11 protein-coding genes are annotated in these 12,784 nt (G+C 72.1%); 1 reads left to right on the plus strand and 10 read right to left on the minus strand.

Translation table 11 applies throughout. The features are described from left to right. From gspE to WMF20_RS50320, 9 genes are all read right to left on the minus strand, one after another. Entirely contained in the window at nucleotides 1-1,782 is a 1,782-nt protein-coding gene (gene gspE, locus WMF20_RS50280; protein WP_437609319.1) for a type II secretion system ATPase GspE, read from the minus strand. Then, nucleotides 1,779-4,415, minus strand: coding sequence for a type II secretion system secretin GspD (gspD, locus tag WMF20_RS50285; protein WP_437609321.1), 2,637 nt, complete (start codon nucleotides 4,413-4,415; stop codon nucleotides 1,779-1,781). The genes gspE and gspD overlap by 4 nt, the downstream gene beginning before the upstream one ends. Before the next feature lie 54 nt (nucleotides 4,416-4,469). Continuing rightward, nucleotides 4,470-4,769 (minus strand): hypothetical protein, encoded by a 300-nt coding sequence (locus tag WMF20_RS50290; RefSeq protein WP_437609323.1) that lies wholly within the window; start codon nucleotides 4,767-4,769, stop codon nucleotides 4,470-4,472. 42 nt (nucleotides 4,770-4,811) lie between these two features. Continuing rightward, complete coding sequence (gene gspC, locus WMF20_RS50295) at nucleotides 4,812-5,786, minus strand: type II secretion system protein GspC (protein ID WP_437609325.1); 975 nt, start codon at nucleotides 5,784-5,786, stop codon at nucleotides 4,812-4,814. 208 nt (nucleotides 5,787-5,994) lie between these two features. Beyond that, the gene (locus WMF20_RS50300) at nucleotides 5,995-7,407 is read right to left on the minus strand and encodes a sigma-54-dependent transcriptional regulator (RefSeq protein ID WP_129580924.1); all 1,413 of its coding nucleotides are present in this window, start codon (nucleotides 7,405-7,407) and stop codon (nucleotides 5,995-5,997) included. A gap of 127 nt (nucleotides 7,408-7,534) precedes the next feature. Further along, on the minus strand, nucleotides 7,535-8,092 hold the full coding sequence (locus tag WMF20_RS50305; protein ID WP_437609327.1) for an isochorismatase family protein: 558 nt from the start codon (nucleotides 8,090-8,092) through the stop codon (nucleotides 7,535-7,537). 2 nt (nucleotides 8,093-8,094) lie between these two features. Continuing rightward, entirely contained in the window at nucleotides 8,095-8,538 is a 444-nt protein-coding gene (locus tag WMF20_RS50310) for a hypothetical protein (RefSeq protein ID WP_129580926.1), read from the minus strand. Continuing rightward, the gene (locus tag WMF20_RS50315; protein WP_437609330.1) at nucleotides 8,538-8,918 is read right to left on the minus strand and encodes a (2Fe-2S) ferredoxin domain-containing protein; all 381 of its coding nucleotides are present in this window, start codon (nucleotides 8,916-8,918) and stop codon (nucleotides 8,538-8,540) included. The genes WMF20_RS50310 and WMF20_RS50315 overlap by 1 nt, the downstream gene beginning before the upstream one ends. A 398-nt stretch (nucleotides 8,919-9,316) precedes the next feature. After that, nucleotides 9,317-9,895, minus strand: coding sequence for a hypothetical protein (locus WMF20_RS50320; RefSeq protein WP_437609332.1), 579 nt, complete (start codon nucleotides 9,893-9,895; stop codon nucleotides 9,317-9,319). A gap of 470 nt (nucleotides 9,896-10,365) precedes the next feature. On the opposite strand from WMF20_RS50320, the gene WMF20_RS50325 reads away from it, so the two are divergent. Continuing rightward, nucleotides 10,366-12,285, plus strand: coding sequence for a DUF2169 domain-containing protein (locus tag WMF20_RS50325; protein ID WP_437609334.1), 1,920 nt, complete (start codon nucleotides 10,366-10,368; stop codon nucleotides 12,283-12,285). Here WMF20_RS50325 and WMF20_RS50330 read toward each other — a convergent pair. Continuing rightward, nucleotides 12,278-12,730, minus strand: coding sequence for a DUF6484 domain-containing protein (locus WMF20_RS50330; protein ID WP_437617247.1), 453 nt, complete (start codon nucleotides 12,728-12,730; stop codon nucleotides 12,278-12,280). The two genes, WMF20_RS50325 and WMF20_RS50330, sit on opposite strands and share 8 nt — an antisense overlap. Nucleotides 12,731-12,784 lie beyond the last annotated feature (54 nt).

Consider the following 12,784-nt stretch of genomic DNA (forward strand, 5'->3'; position numbering starts at 1 on the left):
CTACTCGTCGACGATGACGTCTTCCTGCGTCGCCGCGAGGACCTCCTCGACGGTGGTGATGCCCAGGAGCACCTTGCGCGCCCCGTCGTCGCGGAGCGTGTCCATCCCCTGGGAGATGGCGACCCGCTTGATGGTCTGCGCGTCCGCGCTCTTCAGGATGAGCGGGCCCACCGCGTCGTCGATGACCATCAGCTCGTAGATGCCCCGCCGGCCGACGAAGCCCTTCTGGTTGCAGGCGTCGCAGCCGCCCGGTTTGTAGAACACGGCCCGGTCGATGTCCTGCCCGATGTAGTCGTATTTCTGCCCGTGCACGCTGTAGCGGTTCGAGAGCTTCCGCCGCGCCTTCCAGGCGAGCCGGTCCTGGTCGAGGCCGAGCTGCTGGAGCTCGTAGTCCGACGGGCGGTAGGGGACCTTGCACGCCGAGCAGAGCAGGCGCACGAGGCGCTGGGCGAGGATGCCGATCACGCTGCTCCGCACGAGGAACGGCTCGATCTCCATCTCGACGAGGCGCGTCACGGCGCCGGCCGCGTCGTTCGTGTGGATGGTCGAGAGCACGAGGTGGCCGGTCAGCGACGCGTGGATGGCGATCTCGGCGGTCTCCTTGTCGCGGATCTCGCCGACCATGATGACGTCCGGATCCTGCCGGAGGAAGGCGCGGAGCGCCGAGGCGAAGGTGAGCCCGATCCCGGGGTGGACGTGGATCTGATGGATGCCGCCGATCTCGTACTCGACCGGGTCCTCGGCGGTGAGGATGTTCCGGCTCGGCTCGTTGATCCGGTTGAGGCAGGCGTAGAGCGTCGTCGTCTTGCCGCTGCCGGTCGGGCCGGTGACGAGGATGATGCCGTCCGGCCGCTGGATGAGCCCGTCCATGAGGGCGTACTCGCGCGGCGCGAAGCCGAGGTCGTCGAGCCCGAGCAGGACCGACGCCTTGTGCAGGATGCGCATCACGATCCGCTCGAAGCCGCGGCTCGTCGGCACCGTCGAGACGCGGATGTCGACGCTCTTGCCCGCGATCTTCAGGGTGATGCGGCCGTCCTGGGGGAGCCGCTTCTCCGCGATGTTGAGCGACGCCATGATCTTCACGCGGGCGATGATCGGCGCCATGAACTGCTTCGAGGCGCGCTTCGCGACGTAGAGCTCGCCGTCGATCCGGTAGCGGACGACGACGTCGCGCTCCTCGGGCTCGATGTGGATGTCGCTCGCCCGCTCCCGGACCGCCTGCGCGAAGAGGCCGTTGACCCAGGCGATGATCGGGGCGTCGTCGTCCGAGTCGATGATGTCGACGAGGTTGTCCTCCTCGAGCGCCTGGTCGCCCTCGAGCTTCGCGCCGCCGTCCTCCTTGCGCTCCCAGATGCGGTTGATCGCGTTCAGCACGGCGTCGCTCGTGGCGACCGCGATCTCGACCGGCTTGCCGAACAGCGCCCGCACGTCGTCGATCGCGGTCGTGTCGAGGGGGTCGGCGACCGCGCAGTAGACGACGCCGTCGTGCTCGGAGAGCGGCAGGATCTTGTGCTGCTTGGCGTAGGTGATCGGCACCCGGCTCGCGAGCTCGAGCGGCACCGCGTCGATGTCGATGCGCGGGAGGAGGCCGACCTCGCACTCCTCCGCGAGCGCCCTCGCGATGCTCGCCTCGTCGGCGATGTTGGACGAGACGAGGAGGTCCGCGAGCGGCTGCCCGCGCTCGCGGACCGTGTCGAAGAGCGGCACGAGCCGCTCCGCGGAGACGACGCCCCGCCGGACCAGGATCTCGCCGAGGTACTGCTGCTGCTGCTGCATGCTCATTCGACGCGCTCCATCTGCCGTCCGCCGGGCGGGCGCCGGATGGGGCGCGCCGGCGCCGCCCCGCTCTGCGGCGGGGGCGGGGGCATGTCGCCCTCCATCTCCATACCAGGAGCCATCCCCCCGCCGGCCGCGCCGGTCTTGCCGCCGAACGTCGGCAGCCCGACGGGCTCGACCGGCGTGTGATCCTGCGGCCTCCTCGGCCGGGCCTCCTCCTCGAGGCGCGCCCGCTCCTCCTCGGTCAGGATCGACTGCCGGATGTCCTCGACGAGCCCGTTCGCCCGGCTGAAGTCGCGCGGCGGCTCCCAGGCGGCGCTGTCGCTGAAGACGAAGTAGCGGTCGATGAACTCCTGCCGCTCCTGCATCTTGCGCTCGAAGATGGCCCGCAGGTCGTCCTGGTCGCGGATGACGTAGGGCGTCAGGACGAGCAGGAGGTTCGTCTTCGTCTTGGTCCTGACCCGCTGCCGGAACAGGAAGCCGAGCACCGGGATGTCGCCGAGCACCGGGATCTTCGTCTCCGAGGTGGTCATGCCGTCGCGCACGAGGCCGCCGATCACCACGGTCTGCTGGTCGCGGACGACGAGGGTGGTGCTCGCGGTGCGCTTGTTGATGGGGATCGCGCCGAGCGCGCCCTCGAGGGGGGCGCCGGCGTCGGAGATCTCCTCGGTGAGCTCCAGCCGCACCTGGTCCGAGTCGTTGACGTGGGGGATGACCTTGACCTTCGTGCCCACGTCCTGGCGCGCGGCCTGGCCGCCGAGGCCGCCGAGCAGGCCGCCGAGCCCGCCGAGCCCGCCGAGCGCGCCCGCGGCGCCCGCGCCGCCCGCCAGGCTCGCGAGCTGGTTGAGCCCGCCGCCGCCGACGTTGGTCTGGAGCGGGATGTTCTGGCCGATCGAGATCTCGGCCGGCACGTTGTCGGTCGCGAGGATGTGCGGCGTCGCGAGGACGTTGGAGTCGCCGTCCTGCGCGAGCGCGTGGAGGACGATGCCGAACGCGGGGATGGACAGGCCCGTCCCGAAGATGTTGCTCGAGCCCGGGATCTCGGCGCCCCGGACGCCCAGCGCGAGCGCGCCGAGCTCGGTCGGCAGGCCGCCGACCGAGGGCACGACGTTGTTCCCGCCGTAGATGATGCCCTGGCCGTTCGCGGCGTCGAACGGCGCGCCGGCGTGGTAGCCGATGCCGAAATTGAGCGAGCGGTTGACGTTCACGTCCATGATCACGGCCTCGATGAACACCTGCCGCCGGGGCTCGTCGAGCTGGTCGATCACGGTGCGCAGCTGGGCGTAGTCGTGGGGCGACGAGGTGATGAGGAGCTTGTTGCTCGCCTCGTCGCAGGTGACCTTGACCTGGCCCTCGAAGATGTCGTCGGTCGAGCCGGGCACCGGGGGGGCGTTGCGCGCCGCCCCCCTGCCGCCCACGGCGGGGGCGCCGCCGCCGGTGCTCCCGCCGAGGACCTGGTTCAGCGTCGCGGACAGCTCCTTGCAGCCGGCGTGCTGGAGCGAGAGCACGTGGACCTGCCCCTCGCCCGTCTGCGGCACGTCGAGGCGCTTCAGGATGCCGAGGACGCGCAGGTAGTCCGGCTCGGAGGCGGTGATGATGAGCGAGTTGGTCCTGTCGTCCGCGATGATGCGCGCGCCGGTGCCGCCGCCGCCGGGGGCGCCGCCCCTGCCGGGCCTGCCGCCGCCGCCGCCGCCGCCGGCCCTGGGGTCGACGATCTCGTTCAGCTTCGTCGCGACCTCCGCGGCGGAGCCGTAGTGGACCGGCTGCACCCACAGCTGATCGCCGGCGCCGCCGACGTCGATCTCCTCGACGATCCGGAGCATGCGCTGGATGTTCGTGCCGGTGTCCGTGATGATGAGCAGGTTGCCGGGCGGGTAGACGGTGACGTCGCCGTCCTTCGACTTGAACTTGGTCAGGACGCCGCCCGCCTCGTTGGCGTCGATATGGGACAGCCGGTACATGCGGGTGACGAACCGGTCCTCCGCGGGCACGGGCGCGGCCGTCCCGAACACGGGGGTCGTCTCCGACACCGCGCCGGGCGTCTCCACGATCTTGAGGAAGCGGCCGTGGGGGATGACGGTGAGGTCGTTCGACGCGAGGATCGACAGGAACGCGCTGTACGCCTCGGCGACCGTCACCTTCTCCGGCGCGTACACCGTGGCCTTGATCTGCCGGAGCTTGCCGCCGTAGATGAACCGCCGCCCGGTGATGTTGCTGATCGCCTTCACCAGCTCGGGGAGGTCGGCCTCGTCGAGGTTGAAGCTGACCTTGTAGCCGCCGGGCTTCGGCTTGAACTCGATCTCCTGGACCCCCTGCTTGACCGCGGCGAGCGGATCGTCGCCGGTGTCGCCCGGCGCGGCGCCCGGCGCCCCCGGCGCGGCTGCAGCGCCCGGCGCGCCTGCCCCGGGCGCGCCTGCGCCCGGCGCGGCGGCGCCCGCGGAGCCCGGCGTCCCCGAGGGGATCCCGGGGCGACCGGGCGCCGCCGCGCCCTGGCCGGGGGTGCGCAGCACGGGGGCGTTGCGGTTCGCGGGCTGCGCTGCGGCCGGCGGGGCCGCCGCGGCGAACACGAGCGCCGCCACCGGCGCGGCGAGGAGCCTCCTCCGGAGGCAGCAGGATCGCTCGAGGGTCGTCATCACCATCAGTCGACTCGATATTCTCTGCGTGGGTTTTGGGGTGGGGGGAGGCGGCGCCGCTCAGTCGGCGCTCGGCGCGCTCTCGCGCTCGGCCGGCGAGGGGGGCCGCGGCCGCTTCGAGCGGGATGTCCTGCCCAGGGCGGTCTTGCTCGCCCCGGTGGTGGCCTCGCCTTCGGCCTCGTCCGCCGCGTCCGCCGCGCCTTCGGCGCCGTGGGGCGGCAGGACGGTCTTGGCGACCGACACGAGGATCAGGCTCACGACCCCGACGAACGTGAGTGAGCCGAGGACGAACGTGCCGACATACATCAGCGTTCGCCGCAGCAGGCTCCCCTCGTCCAGTCTACCTATCCATCGCGCCATGCCACTACCCTGCTTTCATCCCTGGAATTCAGTCCGCAGCGCTCACTTGATGTTGAAGTCGATGTTCATCGGCTTGCCCTTGCGGTTGATGCTCACCGTGAGCCGGTCCGCCGTCCGGAGCCGCGCATAGGCCTCGAGGGCCTTTTGCGGATCGCTCATCTCAAACCCGTTGATGCTGGACAGCCGATCTCCGTTCTCCAGGCCGAGCGTCCCGAGCAGCGAGTCCGGTCGAATCCCGAAGAGACGGATGCCGACCACCTTGTCGCCCTCCTTCTCGGGGACGATGCGCGCGGAGCGCATCAGCTCGCCCTGGTTCTCGAGGATCTGGTCGACGGCGCTGCGCTCCACGTTGAACTCCGTCTCGCTCACCCGCTGGATCTTCGAGGCGATCTCGGGCGGGACCTTCTTGCCGCCGCGGGCGGTCGACTTCGACGTGCTCGTCGGCGCGGGCGTCACGGGCGTCGGCGCCGCGGCGGTGCGCGCGACGGCCTTGCTGCCGCCCACGATGGCCTGGCACCGCGAGCTGCCGGACGTCAGCCAGACCCGGTCCCACCCCACGTAGTAAACGGTCTGCCCGCTGATCTCATCCCCCTGCCGCCGCAAGATCGCCTTGCCGTCCGAGCCGGTCATGGCCGCGAACGACCACGCGGGATCGTCGGCCTGCGTGATGAGCAGCACGCGGGCGCCGTCGCACGACGGATCCTCGTACGGATCCTTGTTGCTCATCTCCGGCTGCACGCTCGGGATCTCGACCGGCTTGCCGTCGAGCGGCCCCGTCACCGAGTCGAACGGGTTGCGCGAGAGGATCGGCCCGGCGTGCGTCGCGTGGTCCGCGCTCGCGGTCGACCCGAACGACGTGGGGCGCGGCGGCGGGCCGGCCGGCGCCGGCGGCGCGTCGATCGCGACGCTCGAGGCCACGAGCTGACCCATGCCCGACGCCTGGAAGTAGGCGGCGAGCGCGATCAGCGCGCCCAACACCCAGGGGAAATACCGCTTCAGGATCGCGTCGATGCCCATGCGCCCATGCTCCTCTAAGCGAGTTTCGTGCCAGGGGTCAATCTCTGGCCGTTCCCCCGCCTTTTCTCGGAAATACGGAAGCTGCCCCGCCAAGGTGACGCACCCGAGGCGCGCGGGGCGGCCTCCTTTGCCAAAGTGACAAATGGATTTTCGCCGGGGGTGCCGGCGCGCCGGAGCGCGCCGTGTCCGCCGGACGGCGCGCGCGAGATCACTCCAGTTCGCCGAGCTTGCGGTAGATGGTGCGGGTCGAGATGCCGAGCAGCTGCGCGGCCACGGATTTGTCCCCGCGCGCGTGGCGGAGCGTCTCGCGGATGAGCCTTCGCTCGACCTCGTCGAGGGGGGTGCCGACCGAGAACGTGAGCGAGCTCGGCTCGGCGGGGGCGGCCTCGCGGATGAAGTCGGGCAGGTCGTCGACCGAGAGCTGATCGCCGCGGCAGAGCACCACGGCGCGCTCGATCACGTTCTCGAGCTCGCGGACGTTGCCCGGCCAGGTGTAGTCGGTCAGGCGCGCCAGCACGTCGCGCGGCGCCTCCAGGCGGGGGCGGTTGTTCTTCGTGCAGTAGACGCCGAGGAAGTGGTCGACGAGGAGCGGGATGTCCTCGCGCCGGGTCCGGAGCGGGGGCGCGGTGATCGCGATCACGTTGAGCCGGTAGAACAGGTCCTCGCGGAAGCGCCCCGCGGCGACCTCGGCGCGGAGGTCCTTGTTGGTGGCCGCGACGAGGCGCACGTCGGCGCGGACCGTGTCGCCGCCGACGGGCTCGTACTCGCCCTCCTGCAGCACGCGGAGGAGCTTCACCTGCACGGCCGGCGAGAGCTCGCCGATCTCGTCGAGGAACAGCGTGCCGCCGGCCGCCTTGGCGAAGCGGCCGTCGCGCTTCGCGAGGGCGCCGGTGAACGCCCCGCGCTCGTGGCCGAAGAGCTCGGCCTCGAGGATGGTCTCCGGGATGGCCGCGCAGTTGACCGCGACGAACGGCCCCCGCGAGCGCGCGCTGCGCTCGTGGATGAAGCGCGCGAGCAGCTCCTTGCCGGTGCCGCTCTCGCCGAGCACGAGCACCGTGGCGCTCGAGGGCGCCGCCTGGGTCGCGATGTCGAGCACGCGGCGGAGCGTCGGGCTCGAGCCGACGATCTCGCGCTTCGTGAGCAGCTTGATCTCCTGCCGCAGCGACCGGTTCTCGGCGACGAGCGACTGGCGCTCGGCGGCCTTGCGGACGCTCTTGATGATCGTCATCCGCTTGAGCGGCTTCTCCACGAAGTCGTACGCGCCCTCGCGCATGGCCTGGACCGCGGTCTCGACGGTCCCGTACGCGGTCATCATCACGACCTCGGTGTCGGGCGCGAGCTGCTTGAGCGCGCGGAGCAGCTCGAGCCCGCTGACCCCCGGCATCATGAGGTCGGTGAGGACCACCTCGACGCGGCGGCTGCGCACGATCTCGAGCGCCGCCTTCGCGCTGTCCGCCGTGATGACGCGCATGCCGTCGCGCTGGAAGATCTTCTCGATGGAGGCGACGTTCGACGGCTCGTCGTCGACCACGAGGACCGTCGGCGCGCCGGGCGGCGGCGCGGCGCCGGCGGGCGGAGGCGCGCTCGGAGGGGCTCCGACTTGTGCCAGATCGTCAGCCATGCGCCACTGTGTCACGAACGTCGGCGGCGTGTCCAGAAGAGCACGGGTCTGACAAAGTCCGAGCCGGCGGCTGACAAACTGACACGGCGACCGGGGCGCCGCGCTGCCCGCGGAGATCGCGGCGATCTCAGCGGATGAGCTTCGACAGGTGCTTGAAGTCGTCCGTCCCGGCGACCTTGAGCCAGTCGAAGACGACGGTCTCGGCGGTGGTGATGGTGGCGCCGGCGGCGCGGCAGAGGTCGAGACCGGCGAGCCGGTGGTCGTCGCGGCGCGAGGCGACGCCGTCGAGCGGTACGTGGACCGCGACGCCGCGCGCGGCGAGCTCGCGGACGGTCTGGAAGACGCAGACGTGCGCCTCCATGCCGACGACGACGGCGGTGCGGGGCGCGCGCTCGCCGAAGGCGCGCTCGAACTCGAGCGCGTCGCAGGCGGAGAACTCCATCTTGGGGATGACCGGCGCGCCCGCCTGGGCGAGCTTCTCGGCGAGCGGCGCGACGGTGCGCCCGAGCCCCGCGGGGTACTGCTCGGTCGCGAGGACGTGCGCGCCGAGCCGCCGCGCCGCCTCGATGAGGAGGGTGGCCGCGCGGGTCAGCGCCTCCATCTGGGGCGCCGGCATCGCGGCCGCGAGCCGCTCCTGGACGTCGACGACGATGACCGCGCTCTCTCTGGGATCGAGCCTCCGCATGGCTACCTCGTGGTCCGGAAGCTCCGCAGGAACCGGAGCAGGTCGCTCCGCAGGTCGAAGCGGAGGAGCGCCTCGCCGATCACGGCGCCTCCCTCGCCGACGAGCACGCCGGGCAGGACGGTCATCGACGCCAGCAGATCGCTCGGGCGCACGGTCTTGCGGCCGGCGAACGCGCAGCGGCGGCCGTCGTTGGCGGTGAACTCGAAGGAGTAGGGGAGGGTGCCGGTGCGCGCGAGGTCGAGGCCGAGCCGCCCGGACAGGTAGCGGTGGTCGGCGAACCCCTCGGCGTCGATCTCGCCCTCGATCTCGACCTCGGGCTTGCGCAGGAAGTCGAGGAGGCCGCGCGAGCGCGCGCGGATGGTGAACGACATGGGCCGCTCGTCGGCGGGGGACTCGACCAGGTGGAAGCTCCCGGCCATGGTCTCGCAGAACTCGAAGCCGCGCATCACGCCTCCGGCGGGCGGCGGGGCGGCGCCGGCAGCGGCGGGCCGGCCGTGGCCTCGGTGAAGTCCTCGGGCGGGAGCACGAGCCGCTCGACGCGGCGGCCCTCGGCGAGGGCGTCGACGATCTCGGGGACGTCCGCGGGGGTCACGCGCCCGTAGAAGTAGCCGTCCGGCTCGACGGCGATGACGGGGCCGGCCCAGCAGACGTCGAGGCAGCTCGCGGTGCAGGCGCGCGCCTCGAGCTTGGCGAGGCCGCGCTCGGCGAGGGCGGCCTTGAGCTGCGCGTGGATCCCCTCGGCGCCGCGCTGGGCGCAGGAGCCCTTGGGGACCCCGTCCGGGCGGCGGTTGACGCAGACGAAGAGGTAGCGCTTTCGCTGGGGCACGAGGCGGATCCTCGTGCGTGGCGGGCGCCGGGTCAAGGTGGGTGGGGGAGGGGCGCGCGGGGCGGGCGGGGGAGCGAGCCGCGGAGCGGCGCTGGGGAGAGGCGAGGGGCACGACGAGGCGCCGGGAAGACCAAGGTCCGGCGGCGACGGCGCCGGGGAGCGCGCCGGAAGGCGGTGACGCGGCGGCGAGGAAGGTTCGGAGGGGTCCGGACGGGCCGCGCTCGCGACGGAGCGCGGCGGGAGCGGTTCGGAGCGCGGTGTGCCGCGGGAACATCGCGTTTCTGGGCGGCGGTGCGGCGATTTTGCGGAGGATGCCCAGCGCGCGCGACGGCGCGTGGCGAGCGGCGCGTGTGCGTCGCGACCGTCGCGGCCGTCGCGACCGGTGCGAGACGGGTAGGTCAGAGGTCTGCGGACGCCGTGGGCGCCTCGGGCGGCGCCGTCTCCTCGGCTTCCCCTTCCTCCTCGACCGCGGTCCGGCCGGGCCGGCGGCCTGACGGGCGCACCTTGGCGGCGAGATCCTCGAGGCCCGCGAAGGTGCAGCTCGTAGCGAGCCACGCGGCGCCCTGGCCGAAGCTGCGATCGCTCTTGCGCATGGCGAGCTGCTTCGCGCGCAGCGTCGCCTCCTTCTCGCGCTCCTCGGTCGCGACCTTCGCGAGCGCCTTCCTGAGCGCCGGCAGCTCGGCGTCGATCTCGCCGGCGAGCGCGGCGCGGTCGATCTTCATCGACGCCCGCCTCGGCTTCGGGAGCTTGATGTCCGCGTCGCGCAGCGCCTTCACGACGCGCTCACCGATCGTGACGAGCACCGAGGGATCCTCCGGGACCGCGCCGTCGAGCCGGAGCTTGCGCAGCCCCGCCGGGCCGAAGGCCGCGTCGATGGCCGCGCGCCCGTCGACGAGCGCCGAGCGCAGCCGCGCCGCGGCCTCGTCGCGCGCCTCGCGCGGCGCGCGACGAGGCCGCGAGCTCGTGCTCGTGCGCATCGTCGGCCGCCACGAGCGCCGCCGTATCCGCGGCGATCCGGCGCGCCATGAGCCGCACGAGGAGCGCCACGTCGGGCATGGCTTCGCCGGATTTCAGGTGACACGCGAGCTCGGCCGAGAAGCCTTTTGCGATCTCGTCGGCGTGCGTCGCGGCAGAGGCAGCCACCGCGCGGCTGGACTTCTCTCTGTCGGTTACCAATTTCGATGCCATCCGTTCCTCCTTCAATCGGTCGGGGAAGCGCGGCTCAAGAAGGCCGCAGTGTGTCCGGTCAGGATCGGCCGTGTGGCGTGGCCGCGCAAGGCGCGGTGCGCGCGGGATTCGTGCGCTGGCGCGAGCCGGGGGAGGGGGGCTGGTCGGCGGCGACAGGGCTGCTGGTCTCGACATGTTCGTGATTCCGCGGCGCGAGGGATGCCGCGCGCGAGCTTGACGCCGGAGGTCACATGCGTGCAGCCAGGTTGCGAGGTGCGACATGGATCTGATCTCGGAGTGTGCCCTCGGCGTGGCGAAGGTCGGGTGGCAGCCGCGACATGGTAGCTTCGCGTTCACGGTGGTGTGTAAGGCGACGTTCGAGCTGCGGCCCGAGATTTCGCCGCTCGCCGCGACGCAGGTGCCCGTCGTCGAGGCCGACGTGTACACGGGCGAGGGCGGCGGTCTGGCGCTCGCATCGGAGCTGGTGCCGTTCAAGAAGCGCCCCGAGGTGCTCGTCGTCGGGCATGCGTACGCGCCGGAGGGGCGACCCGTGCCGTCGCTCGGGGTGCGGCTCGCGGTCGGCGACATCGACAAGGCGATCCAGGTGGTGGGTGACCGGTGTGTTGGCCGCGATGGGCTGCTCGGCGATCCGGCGCCCTTTACGACCATGCCGCTCGTGTGGGAGCGCGCAGCCGGCGGACCCGCTACGAGCAATCCAGCTGGCAGGCCGCTCGGCAGCGCGGCGCGAGCTGACGTCTCCGGCCGCGTGCTCGCGCCCAACCTGTTGCCTGTCGGGCTTCGTCTCGCGTCGTGCAGCGCCATCGTCCCGCCGGTGGGCTTCGGCCCGATCGCGCCGAACTGGCCCTCGCGCGTGGCGTGCCTTCAGCGGCACGGTGCCTGGTGGGAACCGAGCCGGTGGCATGAGCGGCCGCTCCCGGACGACATCGATATGGCGTACTTCAACGCAGCGCCGCCCGACCAGCAACGCACGCAGCCGTTCGGCGAGGAGGCGATCTATCTCGAAAATATGCACCCCCACTTCGCGCGCCTGTCGACGCGGCTCGCGCCCGTTGCGCCGGCCGTGACGGTCGATCACGGTTCCGGCCCGCAGCGGCTCCAGCTGCGCTGCGACACGCTGGTCATCGACACGGATCGCGGGCTCGCGATGCTCGTGTGGCGCGCGCACGTGCTGCTCGATCGACCAGACCGCCCTGGTCGCGCGGTCGTGAGCGGACCGGGCACGCCGGCCGCGGCGCCCTCCGCGCAGGCGCACGACGAGCCCGGCGCGGAGGCCACGTTGCTGCCGAATGCCGTCATGCTCTCGTCGGTCGTGCTGCCGTTCTCGGGGACCGCAGCACGGGCCTCAAGCTCCGTCTCGCCGCTGACGACGGCCAGCAAGACCGGGCCGGCATCGGCATCGGCAGCGGTCGCGGCCGAGCGCCGCTCGCAGCCGAGCGTGAGCGCGATCTCACCACCGTTCGCCGAGAATCCGCTCGAGAAGACCGAGGCGCCGGGGCTCACGGTGTCGTCGCTCATGCTGCCCTTCGCGACCGCGCAGGAGCAGAGCGTATCCGGGCGCGACGTCCCGCCCCGGGCAAGCGCTGCGGGACTGCCGCTCGTGCCGCCGTGGGTGCGCGGCGAGGGGGAGGCGGCTCCTCCCTCGCGCCGCCCGGATCAGCAGGGAGCCACCGGGCCGGCAACGGCCGCGAAAGCCGACAGCAAGGACGAGCCCGGGGGGGGCGCAGAACCCGCTCCGGAGGTCCCGTTCGAGGCGTACCCGCCCGAGCGGTGCGGTGCGATCGCAGCACGCCTCGCTTGCGACCCGGGCTCAACCCGCGACCTCCTGCGCGCCGAGGAGCTCGACGAGGCGCGATGGCAACGCGTCCACGCGCACTGGCTCGACCGGATCCACGACGAAGCTGCGCGCAGCAGAAAGATGCTGCTCTCGAGCTACGATGGCGCTTACGTCGCCGCGCTGGACGCGAAGCGCGGCCCCATTGCGGTGAGCGATTACGCGCGTCTTGCCGATGCGGCCGAGCGCAGCGCGCTCGCTGGTGCGCTCGCCGAGCGCGATCTCCCGGAGGGCGCTTGGCCGCACATTCACCGCGTTTGGATCCAGCGCATGGTGAAGGACGTGCGGCTCGGCAAGCTGGTGCGGCGCGAGATCGACGCGCTGCGCGCTGGACCTTGCGCTAGTTGATCTCGACCGAGCCGCCCTGGATCCGGTTCACGCCGGACGAGCGCGAGAGCACGTACGCGCCGCGGATCAGTATCTTGCCGGCGCGCGTGAGCGTGATGCTCGACTCCCCGCAGCGCAGCACGATCTCCTCGGCGGCGTTGATCTCGACCCGCCGCCCGTCGGCCGCCGCTTCGGTTGCGCCCGTCGCGAGCGGGGATACCATCTTGCCCATCACGATCGGGCGCCGCGGGTCGCCCTCCTCGAACATGAGCGCAACCTCGCGCCCCTCATCCTCTTGCGCGAACGGCGTCGTCGTACGCGCGGCGAACCCTTGCTCGGGTGCCCCCGGGAACGTCACGCACACCGCCCCCGACGCGTGAATCCCGGCGATGCGCCCGAGGACGACCCCCTCGATGCGGCGGGCGACCGGCGACGACGGCGAGGCGTCGCCCTCGGAGAGGAGCAGATCGAGGAGCGATGTCGCGGCTTGCTGCGCCTCGGGGGGCGGTGCCGGCTCCGT

Source organism: Sorangium sp. So ce834, assembly GCF_051521425.1.
GTDB classification, from domain to species: domain Bacteria; phylum Myxococcota_A; class Polyangia; order Polyangiales; family Polyangiaceae; genus Sorangium; species Sorangium cellulosum_D.